At 48.3% G+C, this 22,606-nt stretch carries 20 protein-coding genes, 1 tRNA gene and 2 pseudogenes; 4 read left to right on the top strand and 19 right to left on the bottom strand.

Annotation, left to right across the window (positions count from 1 at the left end; translation table 11 throughout):
* Position 1: 1 nt before the first annotated feature.
* From ACN0IC_RS03870 to ACN0IC_RS03860, 3 genes are read right to left on the bottom strand one after another with little or no spacing between them, the layout of a single operon-like run.
* Positions 2-1,138 (bottom strand): DUF2231 domain-containing protein, encoded by a 1,137-nt coding sequence (locus ACN0IC_RS03870; protein WP_416877445.1) that lies wholly within the window; start codon positions 1,136-1,138, stop codon positions 2-4.
* Positions 1,139-1,150: 12 nt separating this feature from the next.
* Positions 1,151-1,957, bottom strand: a complete 807-nt coding sequence (locus ACN0IC_RS03865; RefSeq protein WP_416877444.1) for a copper resistance protein B — start codon at positions 1,955-1,957, stop codon at positions 1,151-1,153.
* Positions 1,954-3,906: a copper resistance system multicopper oxidase gene (locus ACN0IC_RS03860; protein ID WP_416877443.1), complete on the bottom strand. Its 1,953-nt coding sequence runs from the start codon at positions 3,904-3,906 to the stop codon at positions 1,954-1,956. The genes ACN0IC_RS03865 and ACN0IC_RS03860 overlap by 4 nt, the downstream gene beginning before the upstream one ends.
* 840 nt (positions 3,907-4,746) lie before the next feature.
* On the opposite strand from ACN0IC_RS03860, the pseudogene ACN0IC_RS03855 reads away from it, so the two are divergent.
* Positions 4,747-4,932: pseudogene (locus ACN0IC_RS03855) on the top strand (metal-sensitive transcriptional regulator); the annotation flags it as partial.
* Between the two features lie 245 nt (positions 4,933-5,177).
* Here the strand turns inward: ACN0IC_RS03855 and ACN0IC_RS03850 are convergent.
* Positions 5,178-6,404: a tyrosine-type recombinase/integrase gene (locus ACN0IC_RS03850; protein ID WP_416877442.1), complete on the bottom strand. Its 1,227-nt coding sequence runs from the start codon at positions 6,402-6,404 to the stop codon at positions 5,178-5,180.
* A gap of 286 nt (positions 6,405-6,690) precedes the next feature.
* Between ACN0IC_RS03850 and ACN0IC_RS03845 the strand changes: the two genes are divergently transcribed.
* Together ACN0IC_RS03845 and ACN0IC_RS03840 are read left to right on the top strand one after the other, a co-directional pair.
* Positions 6,691-7,140 carry a DM13 domain-containing protein gene (locus ACN0IC_RS03845; RefSeq protein WP_416877441.1) on the top strand — a complete coding sequence of 150 codons (450 nt, stop codon included), beginning with the start codon at positions 6,691-6,693 and terminating at the stop codon, positions 7,138-7,140.
* Positions 7,141-7,206: 66 nt separating this feature from the next.
* Positions 7,207-8,013, top strand: a complete 807-nt coding sequence (locus ACN0IC_RS03840; RefSeq protein WP_416877440.1) for a glycerophosphodiester phosphodiesterase — start codon at positions 7,207-7,209, stop codon at positions 8,011-8,013.
* Here the strand turns inward: ACN0IC_RS03840 and ACN0IC_RS03835 are convergent, their stop codons facing one another.
* The 12 genes from ACN0IC_RS03835 to ACN0IC_RS03780 all read right to left on the bottom strand — a co-directional run bounded on the left by ACN0IC_RS03835 (position 8,014) and on the right by ACN0IC_RS03780 (position 19,958).
* Positions 8,014-8,178 (bottom strand): DNA gyrase inhibitor YacG, encoded by a 165-nt coding sequence (locus tag ACN0IC_RS03835; RefSeq protein WP_416877439.1) that lies wholly within the window; start codon positions 8,176-8,178, stop codon positions 8,014-8,016. It abuts the gene before it with no gap.
* A gap of 6 nt (positions 8,179-8,184) precedes the next feature.
* Positions 8,185-9,207, bottom strand: coding sequence for a ribonuclease E/G (locus ACN0IC_RS03830; RefSeq protein ID WP_416877438.1), 1,023 nt, complete (start codon positions 9,205-9,207; stop codon positions 8,185-8,187).
* Positions 9,204-9,773, bottom strand: coding sequence for a Maf family protein (locus tag ACN0IC_RS03825; RefSeq protein WP_416877437.1), 570 nt, complete (start codon positions 9,771-9,773; stop codon positions 9,204-9,206). Before ACN0IC_RS03825 ends, ACN0IC_RS03830 begins: the two co-directional genes overlap by 4 nt.
* Before the next feature lie 6 nt (positions 9,774-9,779).
* Complete coding sequence (infA, locus tag ACN0IC_RS03820; protein ID WP_416877436.1) at positions 9,780-9,998, bottom strand: translation initiation factor IF-1; 219 nt, start codon at positions 9,996-9,998, stop codon at positions 9,780-9,782.
* A gap of 92 nt (positions 9,999-10,090) precedes the next feature.
* Positions 10,091-10,525: a low molecular weight phosphatase family protein gene (locus ACN0IC_RS03815; RefSeq protein ID WP_416877435.1), complete on the bottom strand. Its 435-nt coding sequence runs from the start codon at positions 10,523-10,525 to the stop codon at positions 10,091-10,093.
* 2 nt (positions 10,526-10,527) lie between these two features.
* Positions 10,528-10,986, bottom strand: coding sequence for a UPF0262 family protein (locus ACN0IC_RS03810; protein WP_416877626.1), 459 nt, complete (start codon positions 10,984-10,986; stop codon positions 10,528-10,530).
* A 54-nt stretch (positions 10,987-11,040) separates the two neighbouring features.
* A complete protein-coding gene (locus ACN0IC_RS03805; RefSeq protein WP_416877434.1) occupies positions 11,041-11,475 on the bottom strand; it encodes a DUF2948 family protein in 435 nt (144 codons plus the stop codon).
* A 13-nt stretch (positions 11,476-11,488) separates the two neighbouring features.
* Positions 11,489-12,763: a UDP-N-acetylglucosamine 1-carboxyvinyltransferase gene (gene murA, locus ACN0IC_RS03800; protein ID WP_416877433.1), complete on the bottom strand. Its 1,275-nt coding sequence runs from the start codon at positions 12,761-12,763 to the stop codon at positions 11,489-11,491.
* Positions 12,764-13,087: 324 nt separating this feature from the next.
* Entirely contained in the window at positions 13,088-13,570 is a 483-nt protein-coding gene (locus ACN0IC_RS03795) for a MarR family winged helix-turn-helix transcriptional regulator (protein ID WP_416877432.1), read from the bottom strand.
* Positions 13,571-13,588: 18 nt separating this feature from the next.
* Positions 13,589-15,226 (bottom strand): BCCT family transporter, encoded by a 1,638-nt coding sequence (locus ACN0IC_RS03790; RefSeq protein ID WP_416877431.1) that lies wholly within the window; start codon positions 15,224-15,226, stop codon positions 13,589-13,591.
* A 2-nt stretch (positions 15,227-15,228) separates the two neighbouring features.
* Positions 15,229-17,223 (bottom strand): tetratricopeptide repeat-containing sulfotransferase family protein, encoded by a 1,995-nt coding sequence (locus ACN0IC_RS03785; protein ID WP_416877430.1) that lies wholly within the window; start codon positions 17,221-17,223, stop codon positions 15,229-15,231.
* A 77-nt stretch (positions 17,224-17,300) separates the two neighbouring features.
* Positions 17,301-19,958, bottom strand: a complete 2,658-nt coding sequence (locus ACN0IC_RS03780) for a TonB-dependent receptor (protein WP_416877429.1) — start codon at positions 19,956-19,958, stop codon at positions 17,301-17,303.
* Positions 19,959-20,335: 377 nt separating this feature from the next.
* On the opposite strand from ACN0IC_RS03780, the gene ACN0IC_RS03775 reads away from it, so the two are divergent.
* Positions 20,336-20,410 (top strand) — tRNA-Thr (locus ACN0IC_RS03775).
* A 1,057-nt stretch (positions 20,411-21,467) separates the two neighbouring features.
* On the opposite strand, the pseudogene ACN0IC_RS03770 reads toward ACN0IC_RS03775, so the two are convergent.
* The 3 genes and pseudogenes from ACN0IC_RS03770 to ACN0IC_RS03760 all read right to left on the bottom strand — a co-directional run.
* Positions 21,468-21,932, bottom strand: a pseudogene (locus ACN0IC_RS03770) (recombinase family protein); the annotation flags it as partial.
* Positions 21,929-22,273 carry a hypothetical protein gene (locus ACN0IC_RS03765; protein WP_416877428.1) on the bottom strand — a complete coding sequence of 115 codons (345 nt, stop codon included), beginning with the start codon at positions 22,271-22,273 and terminating at the stop codon, positions 21,929-21,931. The pseudogene ACN0IC_RS03770 and the gene ACN0IC_RS03765, both read right to left, overlap by 4 nt.
* Entirely contained in the window at positions 22,273-22,584 is a 312-nt protein-coding gene (locus ACN0IC_RS03760; protein WP_416877427.1) for a hypothetical protein, read from the bottom strand. Before ACN0IC_RS03760 ends, ACN0IC_RS03765 begins: the two co-directional genes overlap by 1 nt.
* Between the last annotated feature and the right edge of the window lie 22 nt (positions 22,585-22,606).

Below are 22,606 nucleotides of genomic sequence, written 5' to 3'. Positions count from 1 at the left end.
TTTAGTCTCCGGATGGTGTGTCGTGATGGCCGTCGGAATTATCGTGATCATCAGGAACTTTATCTGCATCGGTCATCGATCTCTCACTTCCCGATAAGGGCGAACTGGACCAGTGAATATGCGCGATTTTCCAAACCCCATCTTTGCGGCGCAAAACCATAGTTTCCATCATGCGGTTATGAACGCTCTCGCCTTTATAATTCCCAACCATTTCGGATTGCGTGATGACGGTCGCCATATCCTTCCCCTGTATCACGTCACGTTTCAGAGTGTTGTTGGTAATATTAGAGGTATAAGCCATGTCAGACTTCATATGGTGGCTGGCATATTCCGCATAGGACCGCTCGGCATTACCGCCTTCGGCTATGACCACGTTAGGCGATAGTAAGGCTTTCAAAGCGGATACATTCCCCGACCTCAAAGCCTGTCCGAATTGGTCCACGACGGAGGTAGCGTCATTCGCCGGAATATCAGTTTCCTCCGAAGAGACCGTTTCTCCGTCGTGATGCCCGTCCGAGTTGTCGTGCCCATTGGGGGCCGCCATTGCATCTGAGGTGGCTTGAACAGCGTCGTGATGGCCATCTGAATTATCATGCGCCCCCCCTTCTGCTATATCGGCATCATGGGATTGCTCCGTCTTGCCTGTTTCGCCGGCACTTCCGTGATCATGGTCATGTCCATCTCCGGTTCCAGTCGGCAGGCTTTGAACGCCGAGCCCATATTTGTAGACGATGTTCCCGCCCCACCATGCAGTGACAGAGAGCGACAAAACCGCCGCCGCCAGCAACCCTAGGAATAATCCGCCGGGCGGCTTTGCGCGGCTCAAATATCTCCAAACAGCCAGAATAAGAATGGCGGTCCCGGACGGGACGGCCCAGTTTCTATGGGTTGTCATGGCCGCGTGCGACGGTCCGTCATGGGCAACCGTATAATAGGCGTAAAATCCCGCCGCTATAGTGCCTATGATTGCGAGGGCCCCGAGGGCGAGCATCCAATCGCCCGCAGGCTGCGTACTCTCTTTACGAGGCCCAGCCGGTAACAGGCGGCCCACAATATAAATTCCGAATGCACTTAAACTCAGCGCATACGCAAAATGCACCAAGACCGGATGAATGTTAGGCTCCAAAAAACCACTCATAATAACCTCCTCTTAAAACCAAGTCCGAATACCGATGAGACCCACAACTTTACTGGAATCTCCGCCATCGGCTTTGATAAAGTTTTCTGTATTCCCAAATGCTGATTGCCATTCGACACCGATATAGGGTGCGAATTTTCTATCGAGAATTTCGTAACGAAGCCGCAGACCTAGATCGAGACTGCTAAAACCTTCACCTTCCCCGAAGGCCGCATTGTCTTGCGCGGCAAATGAAGCCTCGACGCGAGGCTGTATGATAAGGCGTTGGGTTATCATTTGTTCATGCTCGGCTTCTATTCGGGCTGTCAAATCACCTTCTGATGAAAGAAATAAAGCCGCGTCGACTTCAAACATGTAAGGCGACAGACCCTGCAGTCCGAGAACGGCATGCGTGCGCCCCTTCGGTTCGAAATCGTATCGGAGGCCCGCTTGGACATCGAAAAATGTTGAGATGCCGCGGGAGTAGAGCGCTTGAACCTCTCCGTCTTCCACCTCTTCGTCATCCCAAGAATATTCTCCTTCAGATTTGAAATAGAGCTTGTGAAGTGACTTTCCGAACCAAAGATTACTATCCCAGACCAGGACTTCATTATTGTCATTATCAAATTGGGTTTCAAGGCGATCACCAATATACATCCAGGTCGACTGATCGCCCGCTTCATGCAGCAATTTCTTGCGGGCTTCGTCCATTTCATCTGCATCAAAATACTCATTGGCTAATGACCAAGGTCTTTCGGGAGCGGGACCGTCTTGAGCGGATGAAACATTCGGCAAAATGGCAAGGGATACAATAAGGCTTATTAGGCTAAAGCGGTTCATTGCATTTCTCCCATTTTAGCGTGGTCCATTTGGGAGTGATCCGGCTTAGGCTCAACATCTTGAACTGCCTCTGCCACAGATTTCGGTCGTCCTGCTTCTTTTGGTAGAAGAGAGACCACGTGCATCATACCCGCATGCATGTGGTATAAAAGGTGGCAATGAAAAGCCCAGTCACCGACATGCTCTGCAGAAATATCCAGAGAGACCTTACTGCCTGGCATGACTAGAATTGTATGCTTCTGAACCTGATGATTCGGCCCACCTTGATAGACATCAACGTCAGGATCTACGACTTCGAAAAACATGCCATGCAAGTGAATAGGGTGGTTCATCATTGTGTCATTCACAAGGGTGACGCGTAAACGCTCTCCCTCGTAGAACTTGATCGCGTCTTTGACATAGGCAAACTGTATCCCGTCGAAAGAGAACATATATCGTTCCATATTTGACGTTAAATGGATTTCCATCTCACGTTCAGGAGCACGTAGATCTTTATTGGGAGTCAGGCTTTTGAGGTCTGTATATCGCAATACGCGGTGGGGAACGTTTTCCAGACCCGTGCCAGGTTCATGCAGACGCGATATAGGGTTCTGCGCGTTAAAGGTCACGCCCGGCCCATTGGCATGGTCGTGATTCTTGGCCATCATATCCATGTCACCATGGTCCATGCCGCTCATGGCCATACCGCTTTCAGTCATGCCGCCCATTTCCATTTCGCTGGACTGCCTGCTTTCATGATCCATTTTATTATGACCCATCTTGGCATGGTTCATATTACCGTGGTCCATGCCTTTCATGTCCGGTTCGTCCATCATTCCGCCCATCATCATAGAGGCCATACCCATATCTTTCATGGTGAGCTCGGGGATTTCGCGCATAGTGGGCGCTTTCGCTCGCATGCCGGGTTTCGGGCCAAGTGTGGCAATCGCTTGCCCGGACCGATCAATTGACTCGGCTGTCAGCGCATAGGCACGCGCATCTTCCGGCGCGACGACCACATCATAGGTTTCTGCCACGCCGATCTGAAACTCGTCAGTTTCCACTGGCCGCACATTCAATCCGTCTGCCGCGACGACACTCATAGGAAGGCCGGGAATACGGAAATTAAAGATCGTCATGGCGGACGCATTGATAACTCGGAGCCGGACGCGCTCGCCCGGAGCGAACACCGCGTTCCAGTTATCCAAGGTAGAATGGCCGTTGATGAGGAATGTATAGGTTGCGCCTGTCACATCGGAAATGTCACGGGATGACATGCGCATACCTCCCCACATGCTGCGCCGTTTAAAGGCCTCAACTAATCCTACCTCGTCAGCAGTATCCGCAAAGTCTTGCAATGTGCGGTTCTGGAATTTTTGTGCTTCCGGATTTTTCATCAACTCGGTGAAAATTTGGTGGGGAGATTTAAAACTCCAGTCAGAAAGCACCAATACATACTCACGGTCATATTGTACTGGGTCGGCGCCTTTGGGATCAATAATTATAGGTCCGTAATGCCCTGCTTGTTCCTGAAGACCTGAATGGGAATGATACCAGTAGGTTCCGCTTTGAGGCACCGAGTATTTGTAAGTAAACGTTGTGCCTGGCTTGATTCCTGGGAAGGTCACCCCTGGAACTCCGTCCATCTGAAACGGCACCAGCAACCCATGCCAGTGGATGGAGGTGTCCTCGTCAAGCGTATTTTTTACATTTAATGTAATGTCGTCGCCTTCGCGAAACCGGATAAGGGGTCCCGGCACAGTTCCATTAATCCCTGTCGCCGTTCCGGTCTTACCCCCCACCGTATGAGGAAATTTTCCGATGTTTAGATCAAATACAGACCCTTGCAATCCTGGGATACCAAGATTTCCGGCACTTGCAGGTTTCGCCCATGCGGGCATCAGGCTAGAAGCTCCGAGTGCGGCTCCGGCCCCTATGGTTGTTGTTAAAAATTTACGGCGGTCAAACATGATATGTCCTGAGTTTTGAATTCGGGTTTGAAATTCAGATAGCCCTACTGGGTAGCTGAGAAAGAAGGCAGCACCGGAACAACAATGATTGGGAGAATGTAAAAACGCGCCAATATTGCTTAGGCATTGCCAAGGCTGACGGCAGAACTGTTCGAAAGAGAACGTAACAGCACGCACGCAGCCAGAAATCCGCGCAGGCAGATGCCTACGGCGAATCTCTTATCAGCGTATCTAAGTTAGAGAGCGGGTATGAAGGATCACTGGGCTAAGCCTGAAGTAATGTCTCGACGAACTTCGCCATCGCAGTCCCGTTTCGTCGGAAAATACAGGATGAACGGGCGAAAACATTACCTCTCTGGGAAGCAATTCATAATGCTGAGTGCTTGGTGATTTATAAAAAGTTGGACTAGCATCAACATTTGCCACCAAGATGACTATGTTATCACAATGCAAACAATCGGCTTTATGATCATGCTCTGTATGTTCATGATCCGCTGTCATATTCTCTGACATGTTGTGAATATCCGGTTCACTCAGTTGGTGAGCGGCGGAAGGGTTATTAGCTATTTCGTTCGTCCCAATAGCAACGGATAAACACCCGCAAATCACCTGCACAAGCCCGAACAGGATAGCAAAACTTGCCACTACTCCTGTTCTGATATGTCCTGCGGGCATAAGCTAACCTTACTTTCCTTAAGGTTAAATTATACCCCCCGCCTGTATTTGTCAATATCGAGGTTTTAAAAGCAAATGTCACTTAAAACCATAAATAGGTAAAACGCCCCAAAGGTAAGATTCGCAAGATTAAAAAAATGTCCGGGGACAAAGGTTAACAACGAATCTTGTTGCATCGACATTCTTAATCAAATGCATGCCGTCAAAGCGGCTATTACTAGCGCCGTGTCTGAAATACTTAAGGATCACGCAGCCACCTACGTCGAAATCGCTATAAAACCGGGAAATGAAAAACAACAGCGCGAAAAAGTCTCCGAACTCATAGATTTATTCGACAAGCTCAAGCGTTAAAAGGTCGGCGGTTTTTTCGTTATTTGATATCGGGCTAGTGTTGAGCGACTTTAACAGATTTCGACTGTTATATTAGATAAAGATGATCTCACGCGAACTTTCTATTTTAGAGATCTTTGAGATTCATTTTGGATGCTTTGTGAGGTTCTTTTTGGCTTTTCGCGAATATTAAGTCACTGAATTATTTAACTGATTAGGATAGACGTGAATCCTGCTTGCGGATTCAAACCCTGTCAACAAGCTCTCTAACTGTCGAGATTACTTACCTCTAGATTAAGATGCGCAAATTTGTCCCATGATTTCATGACTTCACAACGTTTACTAAACATTCGATTCCCTCGAATATAGGCTCGCTCAACAGTGTTTTTGGTCTCATGAGCAAGTGCAAACTCAATTGCTTGTGTAGGAAAGTTAGTCGCCTCTAACGCCCATGTTTTGAACGAAGACCGGAATCCATGTGTTGTAATGTCATGATAGCCAAGTTTTCGCAACGTTACCATCGGGGCATTGTAGCTAAATACCCTGCGATTTCTGGGGTTAGAAAAAACGATCGTTTCATGAGGAAATTCTTGCGCCCGCTCTACAAGTCTTCTCGATGCCCCGACCAATGGCACCAAATGTGGTCGTTTCATCTTCATCCTCTCCGCAGGTATCTCCCAAACGCCCGCCTCCAAATCTATTTCATCCCACACCGCTCCCCTGGCCTCACCTGATCGTGCAGCTGTAAGGATAATAAATTCAGTGAGATACGAAGCCGGCGTCTTCAGGCTCCTCAATTGCTTCATAAGCTTTGGGATGTCTTGCCATGGAAGGGCAGCATGGTTCTTCGACGGCTTCACGCGCTCTTTAGGTGTTAAAAGTTGATCAAGATTACCCCGCCAAACAGCTGGGTTGGGAGCATCTCGGTATTCCATGGCAATCGCCCATGCTAATACGGCTTCTATATATAAACGCGTGCGACTCGCGGTTTCAGTTTTAATCATCCAAAGAGGCTCAAGTACGCGATAGACTTGTTTTGTCGTAATTTTACTTAGCTGGGTGCTGTGTAGGCCCTTGGCATGTGTGGTTAAACAAAAGTACCATCTACGGCGAGTTTGTTCAGTCCGAAAGTAACCTGTGCTATCCTTTGACTTAAAAAAGAGATCAATAATCTCCGCAAATGTGTACCTTCTTTCTATCTCCTCAACCCGAGCCTCAATCTCAGTCTCTCGCTTTTCTAGCGGGTCTATACCCGCCTGAACAAGTGCGCGGGCCTCATCAGCCTTTTTACGGACCACATCGATATTGTTGGAAAGTGAAACAGAACCTAAGCCCATGTCCCTTCGCCTACCGTTCAATCTGAACCTATAGAGCCAAGACTTTCGACCACTTTTCTTTACAATGAGATACAAACCGTCACCATCACCGTAACGACCAGGTATATTAATAGCCTTGACACTGGCTCTATTTAGCTTTCGGATTGCCCTACTCATAACTCTTTGCCCTGCCTCACATCAATTTTGTTCCCACCACTGTTCCCACCACTAGAGGGAAGCAGAAGAGAACAACAAAATTCCAAAAGACACAAGAATTTTCTCAAGATATTGTTTTATTTATACTTTTTAAACCGATAGATACAAAAGGAAACCAGAGTCATAGTTCAGGTTCGGGCACCATTTCTCATTCCTCTAGGTTTAGAAATAAGCAGTACTCCATCAAACACTGCGAAATGACAGCCATGTGACTGGTGCAAATTCGGTAAATATGAGATTGGGAATTATGAAAGTCCATCTCACATCCTTATTTGTTTCAGTCTTCTGCCTAGCCTTTGTTCTAATGGGCGCGAATTCTGACGTTTCATTCGCACAGGGAAAAAACCTCTCTGATGAAAGCACACTTTCTTCGAATCATAGTTTTGTAAAAAGGCACTATTCCATTTCTGGAAATGCCACGCTTGTTGAAACAGAAACCGGAACCGAAATTGTCTTTAGTGAAGACTTTGAAACGCGGAGCGGACCCGACCTGAAAGTTTATCTTTCCAAATTGCCTCTTGCGCAGCTGGAGGATAAAAGCGTCGATAAGAACAGTCTGAAAATTGGCGTTCTTAAATCAAAACAAGGCGCGCAAAGCTATTCCCTGCCCCAGGGCGTTTCTCTCGATGAGTATAAGAGCGTCGTGATTCATTGCGAGGCTTTCGCGAAACTCTGGGGCGGTTTCGATATCGATTAACCCTTTTTGGGCCTCAGCTCTCTATTTGTTTGCCGCACCTTAAAGACGTGCTATCGATATCCTATCATGGATTTTTCAAAGCTCATTTCCCATCGGTTCAGAGGATTTTCCGACTTTGAAAACTCTCTTGAAGGCGTAAAAAATGCGTTGGGGTTTGGCGTAACGCAAATCGAATTTGATATTCGATTGGCGCGATGCGGAACCCCCATGATTTATCACGATGAGTCGGCACGGGATGGAAAAGGTAAGTCCCGCTACTTATGCGAAATCATGGCTCGCGATTATTTGAACACTGGCGGTGTTTTCACTCATATGCCTACGGCGAACCAACTTTTCTCAGCCATCTCCGATCATCCAAATAGAGACTGCCAACTCTTAGTGGATATCAAGGACGCTGGCGCCGAATTTGCTCTCTACGCTCTAGCAAAATCATATGGTCTGTCCGATCGGATTGTTTGGGTGTCCTGGTTACCAGAAGTGCTCTATGCCTTGAGCGATATCGAGCCCGGCCAAAAATTATGTCTAAGTCATTGGTGCCGACGCCCGGGCCGATTTACCCGCGCAATTCATCATGTCTTCTTTGCCGATAAAGGCCGGATTGAGAGACCTGAAAGAACGCTCGTCGTTGGAGAACGTTCAGGCTGGTTTGTAGACGGCCCCCTTAGAGGCAAAATCAGAAAAATACTGACCCATGTCTGCGTTCCGGCAAATCAGGTGTGGCCATCCCTGGTAGATCAGTACCAAGCTGACGGCATAGAGGTGAGCGCCTTTTCCTACACAGGAAAAAATACAATTGAGAGAGAAAGCAAACGCTTAAAGTTAGACGCGTACTTCATTGATAACAAGGGGCTTTTTGAAGAGTATAAACGCTAATCAGGCGTCATTTACCGGATCAGGAGCAGGTTCATCCGTAGGAATGGCGTAACTGCCTTTGAGCCAGCGACCCAAATCAATGTCAGCGCAGCGCTTAGAGCAAAATGGCGCCACGCCTTCTGCGGCTAATTTCTTCTTGCAAATGGGACATTTCTCTTCGGCCATATTGTTTTACCTATCTGCTTGCAAAGTGAACCCCTCGGCCTCATGCGTCTCGATCTTAAAACGCGGCCCGATCCGGTCCTTTAACGCCCTTTCCCAATCTATGATTTTTGACTGCAACCAATCATTTATCACTCCGGAAACAGCCAGAGTGAATTGTGCCCCCTTATTTTCGGAGGCCTCTTTGACCAATTGGCGAAGCGCTCTAAGGGATTGGGTTTCAGCGGTAGGCTCTCCAAAACGTGTGTTTAGGACAGAGTCCAAGGAGGGATAATCCAGGGAACGGGTGAGTTCGACGCATCCGAAACGGGAAAGAGGAGCAACCTTTACAATCGCAGGATCTCCGTCGAATGCGCGTTCTACGGCTTTGAAAAGCTGGTTCCGCTGGCGCGTCTGTCGAAGATTTGGGAAATCAATAACGACCAAACCTCCCAACCCTCGCAGCCGGACCTGTTTGGCTATGAGCTCAGCTGCGGCCAAAGCCACATCCAACGCCGTTTTCCCCTGCCCCTTATCAACATCTATCGCCAGCAAAGCTTGGGTTTGATCAAATGTTACTGCGCCACCGCCTTTGAGAGCGATTTGCCGCTCTGTCGCCTCGTCCATGACAGACACAGTGGCCTCATCGAAGGTAATGCCTTCGAAACGTTCCGAGAGACGCGTTTTCAGATCGGCTTTCTTGGTTGGACCGGGCTTTCCGGACTGGGCAGGCTTTAAGTATCGCAGCGTTGCCTCTTTGCCGCTTAAAGGAGGACGAATGACAAGAACCTCCAAAAGTTCGCCTTCTGTCACTTTCGGCATAGCCTGATTATTGGTAAAACTCAAAAATCCACTTTGAGAGCTCCCTAAATTCACAAAAGCGCCATTCAAAGACGGTTCTAAATTTGTAATCCGGGCAAGGTAAATATCACCTGACTGCGGGACTGATTTTTGACTTTCCCGCTCAAGGTGAAGTTCGACAAGGCGGCGGCCTTCATAAACAGCGGCTCGTGTCTCGCCTATCGATTTTTCAAAAACAGCGCGATGTTTCATGCTCCAACTCCATGAAATTGCAATAAATGACGCGTCTCTGTCAGCGGCAGACCCACCACGTTGGAGTATGATCCGGAAAGGGACTGAATGAAACTTTCTGCATATCCCTGAATGCCATATCCACCGGCTTTCCCGTGCCACTCACCGGAGTTCAGATAAAATACTTTCTCTTGAGAGGATAGTCGTTTCAACTTCACCCGTGTCTCGACGACACGCGATTGAAGTCCTTTATCCGGAGAATAAACAGCAATGCCTGTAAAGACGCGGTGTGCGCGACCGGATAAGAGATCGAGACAATTAGCAGCCTCGGTTTCAGTTTCAGTTTTTGGCAGAATACGCCGCCCTACCCCCACGACCGTGTCAGCGGCAAGAATGACAGCTTCCGTCTCTCGGTCAGCGATAGCCTGACACTTTTCGCTCGCCAATCGCTCGGCATGTGGTCCAGGTAATTCGCCGGGTATAGGGTCTTCATTAATATCCGCCGGAATCACATCATCCGGCGTTATATAAATTTGCTTAAGTAAAGAGAGTCGTCTTGGCGACGCGCTTGCCAGAATGAAGCGCATATCGGTTTATTTAAAGCGATAAGTAATACGACCTTTGGTCAGGTCATAAGGCGTCATTTCGACTGTCACACGATCACCTGCCAAAACGCGAATACGGTTTTTACGCATCCGGCCCGCAGTGTGGGCAATGATCTCGTGATCATTGACGAGTTTTACGCGAAATGTCGCGTTGGGGAGAAGTTCAATAACTTCGCCCTCAAACTCAAGTAATTCTTCTTTAGCCAAATCAAGTCCTTTTCTTAGATTTCTTGCTCATTTAGAGCGCTATACCCTGCGTATATAGGGGGTTTTTCTAAATATCATAGGTTTTATTGCGGTTACTTGACCTCTGAAGGGCCAAAATGCCGTAAGATTCGGTTCTTGATAAGGTCTCTCATGGCCCGATAGCTGTCCATCATGGCCCTAACGTCCAAAGACCCAGCGCCCGGGTCAGGCAAAGGCCAGTTTAAAATTTCAGTGTCTGTGCCTTCGAAATAACTTTGAGCAGAGTGGTAGGCCTGCGGGGTGAAGGCAACGACAACATCAATATTTTCAGGCTTATAATCCTGCAAAACGGTCGGCTCATGATCGCTCACATCTATACCGATTTCGGCCATGATGGTCTCCACCATTTGCTCTTTGTCGCCTTGCGACAATCCGCAGGACTCAACGCGCTCGACGCTCGGATAGAGTTTGCGCATCAATCCTTCCGCTATGGGAGAGCGCACCATATTCATCTGGCAGACAAAAAGAATGGAATTAGGAAGCGCCATAATTATGTCCGCCTGTGCAAAGCGCAAATCAACGTAAACAAACGACGCGATGTATTGAAATCTATTTCTATGGAATTGCGAAGGCCGTCTGATAACATTCGTGACCCCTCATTGTGTAATCCTCGCCGACCCATATCAATGGCTTCAATCTGAGCCGATGTAGAGGTTCGGATGGCATTGTGATAGCTTTCGCAAATCATGAAGTAGTCTTTGATAACCCGCCGAAAAGGCACGAGGGATAATTTATACTCTCCTCTATCGCCGCCATTGGTTCGCGACACATTTATCATGAGACGCTTTCCATCTGCGAGGGATAACCGCACGAGATATGGTCCACGAGGGCTATCCAGAGGTCGAAACACATTTTCTTCCAAGAGGTCAAAAATCGCAACGCGGCGTTCATGCTGCATTTCGACAGAACTGACAGGGAGACTTTCGTCGTCAATATGCAGCTCTGAGATATAATGCTCATCCGCCGGGTCGATATCGGTTTCTTCACTCAAACAGACTACCGCCTAGTTATCCGTATCGTGATCAGGTATAGATTTTGCGGCCCAGGGATCGCCTCTGTCCAGAAGCATAGCTTCCAAACATTCCACTTTGGTTCTGAGCTTCCCATTTCCGGAAAATTCGAAAATCAGTTCTCCAGCGCTGTCTTCTTCCGGTTCAAAAGCAATGGATAGTAGAACCAGAAATGCCTCCGGATTGGTTTTATCAATACCAGAACTTTTCACGCCTAATACGCCGTCAAACCGAAGGCCCGACAAAATACGGCTGGGTTTATCCGCCTCACGGCGAAATCTTTGCAGACCTAGGGTCAGGCTTTTAGCCTTTTTGTCATACATGATGCCTTGAACCCGCAAAATGGAATCTTGAACGGCGCCGGAAATAATAGATAAATCCTCAGCCGTTTCTGCTTTCAGGTTCAGATGCTGGGCTTTGTTACTCATAGGTCAGGTTCCCTCATAGATTTTCATCATCCGGCATGCGTTCTACTCTGGCGCCGCATTGACCCAGCTTTATTTCGATATGCTCAAACCCTCGGTCAAGGTGATACACCCGTCCAATATGTGTTTCACCTTTTGCAGCCAAAGCGCAATTGATAAGTGACGCCGAGGCTCTGAGATCTGTGGCCATAACCGGCGCGCCGTAAAGCTCTTTCACGCCGCGAACAATAGCCTCACGCCCTTTAACCGTAATATCCGCGCCCATGCGGGAGAGTTCCGGGCAATGCATAAAGCGGTTTTCAAAAATATTCTCCCTGATAATCGACACGCCATCGGCCAAACACATGAGCCCCATAAACTGCGCCTGGAGATCCGTTGGAAAACCCGGATAGGCCTGAGTTTCCATATCAACCGCCTTGGGCCGCCCGCCGCCGCGCTCAATAAGAACTGACGTGTCATCTAGGCTGACCTTGCATCCGGCCTGTGCAATCAACGGCCAAAGTGACCCGAGATGATCAGATCGAATATTTTTAAGTCTGACAGAGCCGCCCGCTGTCGCCGCAGCCAAGGCGTAAGTCCCGGCTTCTATGCGATCCGGCACGACGCTATGTGACACGCCTGATAGGCTTGAGACGCCCTCAATTTTGATTTCTGATCGCCCGGCTCCAAATATTTTTGCGCCCATTGCATTGAGGCAAACCGCCAAGTCAATAATTTCCGGCTCGCGCGCCGAATTATTCAGCGTCGTTATGCCATCCGCCAGAACCGCCGCCAACATGGCGTGCTCTGTCGCGCCCACACTAATAAAAGGAAATGTAATATCCGCGCCTTTTAATCCGCCTTTGGCTTTCGCCACAACATAGCCTTGATCCAGTTCAATTTCAGCGCCCAGCTTTTCAAGAGCTTTTAAATGCAAATCGACAGGACGGGCCCCAATGGCGCAGCCGCCAGGCAGCGAGACTCGAGCTTTGCCTTCGCGGGCCAAGAGCGGTCCCAGTACATTAAATGTCGCGCGCATTTTCCGGACCAGATCATAAGGCGCTTCAGTTCCTGAGAGCTCTTTGGCGTGAAGTGACATTCTCGCGCCGGGGCCTTCTTCCACATTCACGCCTAAATGCGCCAATAACTGCCCCATAAAACGTGTGTCTCTGAGCCTTGGCATATTGGTGAGTTCTACCGGCTGATCTGTCAGCAAGGATACGGCCATCAATTTGATCGCCGAGTTTTTCGCTCCGCTTATCGAGATTTCACCGTTGAGCGGGAAGCCGCCATTTATGACTATTTTATCCATGGATTAAGTGCCTATTGAGTGCTGTTTTACAGCGCAAGAAGATTATTACGCATAATCCTATCTTGTGAGAGGATTGCGGCAGCTTTCCGTCAAGTCTTAGGCCCTGATGCGGTTTTATCTTCAGGGTTCGAGCTGGACTTCTTACGGACCGCTTGTTTTCGTCTCCGAAGGTTGTCTCGAAGACTTTTGGCAAGACGCTCTTCCCGGCTCAATTTATTATCGGATGATTTCTTAGGATTCGAACCGTTCATAAGAAGGTCATACAAGCTCGGCATTGCCGGGACAAGACAGTCGCCTGCTCGCTATGTACGTCTTTAGAAGGATTTATTCTGAAAGGTCTGTTGCCGGACCGACATCAAGCAAAGGCGCTGCATCTATATTTTCTGCACCGAGAAGGACGGAAATTTGCCCTAGAACAGAAATCATTTGTTGCTGACGTTCTTCTGAAATATTTTTAAATCCGGTTTCAAAGCGTCTCTGTAAAATATCAGGGGCCTGCAAAAGGGTTTGGCGACCGAGATCCGTCAAGGAAATAGTCTGGCTGCGTTTGTCTGTAACGCTGACTTCCCTTTTGATAAGGCCCGCCTGTTTCAATTTATCCGTTAAGGTACTAACGGTCGCATGTGCCAGAGACATATCTCGGGCTATCTCGCTCGGTGTCATTTTGTTCCGAGTATGAAGAAGTTGTAGCAAAATGAATTGCGAAGGGTTTAAGGCTGATTGCTTCGCCAAAAAACGAGAGTCGACCTCCACAGCCAGAAGAATCTGTCTGAGCGATATTAGCGCATCTTCAGAACGGGATGGCATGTGTATGTCTGACAGAGGTCATGTTTTATTTTCCAGCGGAGGGGTTTCAAAAGCCTCATTTGCTAAAGCGCTGTCCTCGGACAGGCCTTTGTAGAGACTATAACAACAGACCAAAATCACAAAGGCGAAAGGAAGTCCTGCCGTAATGGCGCCAGCCTGAATTGAGGTCAATGCCTGAGCGCCGCCGCCAACTAGAAGCACTATCGCGACAAGGCCTTCAACAGAGGCCCAAAAGACACGTTGGGACACGGGGACATGAAGTTTTCCTCCGGCTGTAATATTATCAATAACCAAAGACCCTGAATCCGATGACGTCACGAAAAAAACAATCAATAGGAGGATCGCAACGAAAGACGAAACTTCAGAAAAGGGCAAGCTATCAAGCATTTGAAAAAGCGTGAGGGAGATATCTGTTATCCCGTCTGGTAACTCACCAATATCATTATCTATCTGATTTAAAGCCGTTGTCCCGAAGGCGGTGAACCAGCCAATCGCGACCAGCATGGGCAGGCCGATAACGGCGGCCAAAAATTCACGTATGGTTCGACCTTTGGACACACGCGCAATAAACATGCCGACAAAAGGCGACCAGGAGACCCACCAGGCCCAATAAAAAATAGTCCATCCATGGAAAAATGTTTCATCCTCCCGGCCAAAAATATTACTCAGCCGCGGCGTGTCTTTGATGTAGTTGATTCCATTGATCCCGAAATTTTTGAATATATCCAGAGTTGGGCCAACAGCGATAATAAACAGGAAAAGCAACACCGCGATTACAATGTTAATATTACTGAGAAGCTTTACTCCGCCGTCCAACCCTCTGACCACAGAAATTATAGCCAGTCCTGTTATCCCGACAATTAATATGATTTGTGTATTCAGAGAATTTTCTATTCCAAAGAGATAGTGAAGTCCCGTGACCGCCTGCTTAGCGCCCAAGCCAAGGGAGGTTGCCAAGCCGAACAAGGTTGCCAGGACCGCCAGCAAATCAATGATATGACCGGGCCAACCCCAAATTCTATCCCCAAAAATAGGATAAAAGGCGGAACGAATAGTTAAGGGTAGATTTTTATTATAGGCAAAGAAGGCCAAAGACATGCCGACCACCGCATAGACGGCCCAGGGCGACAAGGCCCAGTGAAAAATCGTACTGCTAAAAGCCAATCTCTTGGCCTCGGGTGTCATGGCTTCAACGTTTAGGGGCGTTCCAAACCAGTCTGTATAATAAGCCATTGGCTCTGCAGCGCCGTAGAAGAGCAAGCCAATACCGACACCTGCCGCAAACAACATGGAAAGCCATGAGAGAACGCCGTATTCCGGTTTAGCCGCCTCCCCGCCAAGACGAATTTTTCCAAAAGGTGAAACCGCTATGAAAAGACAAAATAGGATCGCCACATTTGTGGTCAGCATGAAAAACCAATCGAAATTATTGAGAGTCCAGGTTTTGGCCCCAATCAATAAGTCTCCGGCCCTTATTGGGAAGAGCAAAGCTCCAATGATAAACAATAAAATTGTTGCAGCAGAAATGAAAAAGACAGGGTTATGCAAATCCATGCCCAAGAACCGGACATTGTCTTGTCCGGTTTCATATTCCGTATCATAGGAAATGAGTCCGGCAGGCTCGGTATTCAGGTCTGGTGGTATATCATCGTGCATACTTAGCGATGCTCCTTGAGGGCTGACCCTAGTGAAGTTTTCAGGGGCGAGAGCCAAGGCTCGAAATGTTTCCATTGCTCCAGCCCGGACGTGTAAATTGGTTGCCGAACCTGTTCAGAACTCGCAGTTCGAACAGATCTGTCTGTTTCATAAAAGGAGAGACAAGCCTCTTCATAGGGCAAATTACAGAATTCCAGCAATCTGCGAACTTGGCTTTCCGTGTTCGTAACGACGTCTTCGTAATGAACTCGCAGGACTTTACCGGGAAGCACCTCATCCCAATGGCGCATTAATCTGACATAATCCCGATAATAAGTCCCAATTTCTTCCAAACCATAAGTGAACTCCTGACCTTCAGCAAAAAGTTGCTTAAATCCGCTAAAGCAGCAGGCCATGGGATGACGTCTTGCATCAATAATTTTCGCATTCGGCAGGATCAAAGAAATGAGACCAATATGTCGAAAATTGTTCGGCATTTTATCAATGAAAAAAGGCGCGCCTTTCCGGTGGTAACGGGTGTCTTCGATATAATTCCGGCCAAAACCCTTTAACTGCTCGGCGCTCATCTCCCGTAAGTTTTCAGGATATAGCGAGGCTTCCGTAGAAGTTCCCCTGCCCCGTAGCTTATGCGCGAGTGCTAAAATATTTGGGAGTTCCTGCGTTCCATCCACTTGACTGTGAGAGGCCAGAATTTGTTCTAAAAGGGTCGATCCTGCTCTCGGAAGACCTACAATAAAGATTGGATCCGGAGCTTGCTCGCCTTTCGTCTGACACGCCTCAAATAGACTGGCGTCGCAATATTCTGATTGAGCCTCTAGCTCTTTCGTCATTATCTCAGATTTATATCGCGTTTGCCGCGTTTTCAGCGCATTTCCGCGTTCATAGAATTCAAATGAATCCTCATATCTCTCCTGATCTTCCAGTGCTTTGGCCAGAGCAAAGCATAAAAAGATTCGGTTTTGATGAGATAGCCCCGGCTTGCTCTCAATCTGGCGCATCGACTTAATTTCATCCTCAGAAAAGGCGTAGGTTTTGAGATTTGCAAGGGCGTAATAGGCATCACCATGATCAGGTTTGGATCGATAGGCCGCCTGATAACTGGCTATGGCCTCTTCCCGGCGCCCAAATGTTTTTAACGCATGCCCTTTCGAGGTAAGCGTGGCCGGATCGTTCGGATTTTGCCTCAGCACCTTGTCAAAAAGCTCGAAAGCCGTTTCATATTCTCCGGCTTGCATTCTATCGAGCGCATAGTGTGACTGGAAAAGAGGGTTTTCAGGCTGAGCCTGATAAAGGTGGTAAACATTTTCATGCGCCGCCTCAAATTTCTGCTGCTTTCTGAGAACATCGATATAATCCAGCCGAGCCTGAATATTATCCGGAGAGAACTCCACCGCGCTTTGCAGAAGAAATTCTGCGTCTGTCATGACGCCGAACCGTTTTCCGATTTCAGCCAGTAAACGCATACCCTCAACATGACGAGGATTGCTTTGCATGAATTGACGGCAAATTTTTTCCGCCTTTAAGAGTTTGCCCTCATGCATGTAATTGACAACGGCCAATAAATGTCTCGGCAAAGACTGAAAATGTTCTTTTTGTTGACGCGCAGCGCGCGCTTCCTCTGAGCGTCCGAGCCCTTCGAGCAGTTTGGCTTGAAACTCCCAACTGGCTATGAGAGCCGGATTGAGCTGACAGGCATATTGATAAGCTTCCAACGCCTGATTCACCTCGTTTTTCTCTCGGTGTAAATGCGCTTTTTCCTGATACCCCCGACCATATTCAGGCGAGAGACTTAACAATCTTTCAAGTGTCTCTTCGGCTTTTTTTAATTTACCGAGATGGCGTTGACTGACAGCCAACATATAAAGCGCCTCTGTATTCTCATTATCTTCACTCAGCACAGAATTTAAAGGCTCCAAAGCAGCAGAAAATCTTCCCCCCTGCATCAGACCCTTGGCCGTCTCTAATTGTTCTGTGAATGGCTCAGTCGCGTCAGACACACTTTCTTCCCGTCATTAAAAAGAAGAGTGCCCTGCGACGCAGAACACTCTTCAAAAGCTTAGCGTTTACAATCGGTCTATTCAAATCGAACCGAGAAACGGGCGCCATAAGTCCGAGGACGCGCGACGACGCGACGTTGAACATCGAAGTTAAAGAACCCGGATGTTGCAGCCACGTCATTCGTAAGATTGTTGACGAACAGCTCTGCTGACCAACCATCTTTGGCCACGCCGGCAGACGTTCCTAGCAGGAAGTAGCTATCCAGAGTATCCCGGTTGATCTCGATAATGTCTGTTGTCTGTTCTGCCGAATATACGGCATTTGCCTGAACATGCGCTTCATATTCCGTGGAAAGATCCCACGTATAGCGTGCCGTCAAATTCCCTTGGAAATTAGGCGCAAAAGCGAGCTCAGATCCTTCAATCACATCATCTGTCGGCGTGATAACATCCGTGATTTCTGTATCCAGAATGGAGACAGCGCCGTTGATGGTCAGACCCTGAATAGCATTTGGCGCGTATTGGAAGTCTGCCTCTAAGCCATAGATGCGTGCATCCGCAGCGTTATCAGAGAAGAACAGGTTGGTGATGGTCGGGTCAAAAATCGTTGTCTGAAGATCGCTAATATCGACATAGAAAGCGCTGCCGTTAAACCGGAGCTGATTTCCAGCCAGCGTCGTCTTCCAACCAAGTTCGTAATTCTTCACCTCATCGGTGTCGACCTCAAACGGAACCGTGAAGTTTACGTTTCCGTTTGGCCCAGTTTGAACCGCGCCGCCGGGTCTGTTCAGAAGCCCGGGACGGAAGCCCTCAGAATATGTCCCGTAGAACAAAAGGTCAGAATTCGGTTCATAACTTGCCGTACCCTTTAGGATGACGCCGCTCGTAGACGCCGTGTCGGGCGCCGTAAGCGCGTTGAAGACTTGCTGAGCCTGAGTAGACGACAAACCGGCATCCATGATATCCTGAACGGACTGGCCAGCCGTGAAGGTCTGCCGTAAGGAATCGTCGCAACTCCCGATAAATGTATAGGATCCGTCCCCATCATACTGATCGCTGATATTGGTACCAAAGGCGTTTTCGTCGACGCCGCTGCCATTACAGAAGGTCGCGTTCGCACTCCCCTCGAGATCAACATCAATATCATAATAACGCGCGCCAACGGTCAATGAGAAGGCGTCCGTGACGTCAAAGGTACCCTCACCGAATATACCGTATTGTTCATCTGTTCGGCGAATGTCATTCCGGAAAACAGTCGCGTCCGGAAAGGCGCCGCGATCCGTTGCAAAAGCAGGCGCAGGCTGAGCAAAGTTATCGACAGCCGTCGCACCAAAAGCCACGCCCGGAGCCGTAGATCCAAGATATTGGAAATCATTGCGTTCTTCCAAAGTCAGGTCGCTATAAAAACCACCCGCTGTCGCCCTAAGACGTTTTTCTGCTGGCGTATTGAAACGAAGCTCCTGGGTAAAGACCTCTGTGTTGGACACGGAAATAGTTTGAGCTGTTGGCGGCTGACACGTTCCGCTCGGAGCTGCAGACCCTGGATAGCTGACTGAACCATCACAGACGTAATATGGCAAATATTGCGCAACAAAGGAATAATCCGTGTAATCAGCAATCTGATTTGTGTCCCGATCTGTAAAGGCACCTGTATAGAGCGCTTCCAGTGCGCCCAAACGACCTTCTACCGTGTAGCTGACATTCGTGTAGTCATCCTGAAGATCGTCCGGTGTAAAACGCTGAATTTCATAATCATCCAAGGTTGGATCTGTGAAAAACGTGCCTTCCGTCTCCAATTCCTGACGCCCCACTTGAACAGTCGCTTTCCAATCGCGATTGAATTCATAAAGAGCACTGGCCCGGAAACCCGTATAATTTGTATCGTTGAAGTCTTCTTCGACGAACTCATCATTTGTGTCCGATAGAAATGTGACGCCGCTTAAATCTGCTCCTGCCTGAAAACCGGCTCGGGCTGCGCCGACTGGAACTCCGTTCGCGCGGACTGTCCCTTCTGGTCTGAAACGACCTGTTATAGGTGTTCCCGTATCGCCCCCGCCCAATAAAGTGCGCGTGCCGGCAACATTGTCGATATAGCCGCCCTGATTGTCATTATAAAAGACGCCGCGAAGAGCAAATTTATCTGTCACAGGTACATTGATAATCGCCTCGACTTTTTCGCTCATTTCGCCGCCTTCAGTGAAGGACACACCAAAATTGGAGATAGCTTCAAAAACACCCAGTTTAGGCTTGTTTGTAATCAGGCGAACGGTACCAGCCTGTGAACTCGCTCCGAACAACGTGCCTTGAGGACCGGAAAGAACCTCAACACGTTCCAGGTCGGCCGCGTAAACATCCAGGTTACGGCCTGGCTGCGAAACAGGCTGCTCATCTAGGTAAAGAGCCACATTAGGGGCCAGACCCGCAACGCCGGCAATGGTGTTGGCTGGAGTTGTCGAGGCGAGACCGCGAATGTAGATAGTGTTCTGTCCCGGGCCGTTCCCGCCGGAAGTCACGCCTGGAAGCTGCACCAGATAATCCGTGAAAACATCGACGCCCAATTCTTCAAGAGTGGAATTATCAAGAGCTGAAACCGTTACCGGAATATCCTGAGCGCTTTCTGATCGTTTCGTTGCCGTTACGATAACCTCGTCTTTCAGTTGAGCAACTGCAACCTGCGAAGAACCGGCGGCGACCAAAGCCCCTATGGCAACACTACTTAAAACTTGTCTTCTCACGTATCAAACTCCTCGTTTGTCTTAAATTTCGCATCAGCCCGAAATATTGGGCGCCTAGAAAGCACATGGTTAGTCAGACGATAGAGCCGCCTGAGAGTCACCATTTTTAAATTGATATAAGGTTTATAGAGAATTATTTCGAAAACCGAAACAGTTTATTGCAACCAGAAGGGATAAATAGCTGATTGCAGCTTTAAATTGGGCAAAAAGTGATGAAAAGCCCCAGATTATCCAAATTTTGTCAAAAAATGGGTCGATACGCCACAGCCTGAGAATTTCATAAATCCATGAACCAGAGTGTTATTTTAATTTTATGGCCTTTAAAAGGGTCTTTTCTTCCCTGTCCGTCTGCGTTATAGGCCGCGCTTCTTATATTAGCCGCGGTAGCTCAGTGGTAGAGCGCATCATTGGTAATGATGAGGTCGAGAGTTCAATTCTCTCTCGCGGCACCAGTTTTAACTCCTCACCAAAATTTTTACCTAACACGCTGAAAGGTAAAGAGAATTTGGTGTTTAAGGAGGCTGTTTTACGGTCATAGACCAATGGCCCTGCGAAGGCTAGGCGTAAGGTCATGCGTTGAAGGTCTAACCTACCGGAATTCCACAGTTTTTGCGGATTTGAGAGGAATGAAAAGGCGTGTTTAAGCATGTCCTCAAAAGGTACTCTAGGTCTGACCGCATTTTGGGCTTTTTCAACAGCTAACAGCTTTTGGCGTTCCAAATCTTCAATCTGATTTTCAAAGGCTGCGATGACCCGCGGATTGCTTAGATTTAGAATCTTGGTCAAAATATCATTGATTTGGTTTTCGAGTCTGTTGGCATCCTCGGCAAAGCCCTTGGACAAATCCGCAGACTTCTCGGTTTTGAATTCCCACTGCATCTTGAACATGGCTTTAAAGACCCGTAGGAATCCTTGTGAGGGCTTGAGCGAGCCAAGGACATCCTCATAGGCGCTATGAAGCTTATCGCGGGGGATAACGCCCTTACAGTCTTCTGTCCGCTTATCACAGAAATAGTAAGCATATTTCTTGATTTTACCTTTGCACCAGCCCGCCGTTAAAGGCTTGCCGCAGGATGAGCATGTCACGCCGCCCCGCAAAGGAAAGTCTGCGTCAATATCATTACGCATCGGAGCGTATATCCCGCCATCAAGCCTTGCCAGAATGCGCTGGTGCGTTTCGATTGAAATGAGCGGCTCATGATTGGCCTTCCGGCGCGATACGCCATAAGCCTCACAGCTTAGAAGCCCTGCATATAATTCCTTTCGCAAAAGTCGCGGAACAGCCGCATTATAAATCTTCCCGCGCTTGTTTTTAGGATAGTCAGGTTGGCTTTCAAAAAAACGGCGTAGTTCAGTTTGAGAGGCGAAACGTCCGCTGGCAAATCCCTCCAATCCTTCCTTAACGATGGGCGCGGTCACTGGATCAGGGACAAGAATTTTGCCACTGTCTTCAGCTTTTTGAAAAGTATAGCCGACTGGACATGACGAGAGCGCCCAATAGCCCTGCTCCAATCTCGCTTTGGTTTTCTGTCGAGTTTGGCGAGCGTTTTGATGGCGTTCCAATGTTCCTGTCGCCGATACGATAGTCTCTAAGAATTCGCCTTCAGGCGTATCTTCGAAGTTAAAGTTCAAGCATTCACGAGTTGCGCCACGCTTTTCCATTTCCCGTTTGAGCCGTAAGTGGAATTCTGTATCGCGGCTATATCGTTTCAGATCATCAAATACGGTGACAAACCTATATTGCGGGTGATCGTCCATATATTTTAGCAGCGCGACCATGCCCTTACGATTCATAAAATCACCGCCACCAGTCACATCATCCGTAAACACTTCACAGACTTCGTAATCCTTGGCCTCGGCATATTGACGACACCGATGCTCCTGTGAAGACAATCCAGAGCCTTTGGTCTGTGATTTGGACGAGACGCGGCAGTAAATTAGGGATTTTATCTTGGGGCTATTATCGAGACTCATGAGCTTGCGGTCCTTTCCGATTGCGGTTCACCAAGACCAGAGGTCTCGGCAAAGCATTCCATTAGTATTTGATGATCACAAGATAGCACATTTTGGCGATGTGAGGACGCATGTCCCTTAGAAATTGGGAGTTTTCCACTGCCGCGTTCTTGGTGAGAACTCGTTGTTTCCGGTAAAGGGTGAACTCCCCACCCAACATCAATGCACATGGCAATCAGATGCCATAAAACTTCTAGGGCTTCACGGCGCAAGTCTGCTGGAAGGTCAGGCCGGTTTAAGATGCCGTCAAAATACTCCAAATCGAAATATAGCGCTGGTTTGGTGATTTCATCATCTGCCATCACGAAACGCCTGAATCTTGTCGGAGTTGGTCTTGCGTAACGTTTTTACGCTTGGCTTTTGCCTCTTCTTCCAAGCGGGTTCTGGCGAAGTAGAGGCGGTCTATGACCTTTTGCAGACGAAGCATATCGGCATCATAAAAGCTGGCGCTTTCATGGAACTTGCCTTCATCATCCATGTAGGTGCGGGCAAATGTGGCTGAGAGGCGATCCCGCCCGTCTTTGGTTTTGTTATTCCACAGCCTTCCGACCACAGAGTGGTCGCGGATGGTGTAAACGGGGGTGTTCGCATTGGTTGCTTTAGTATTTGACATTGTAATCTCCTTATAAATATCT

This window comes from Litorimonas sp. (assembly GCA_029936425.1).
GTDB lineage: Bacteria > Pseudomonadota > Alphaproteobacteria > Caulobacterales > Maricaulaceae > Litorimonas.
Note: the sequence above shows the minus strand (reverse complement) of the source record. Positions and strands in the feature narration are given on the sequence as shown.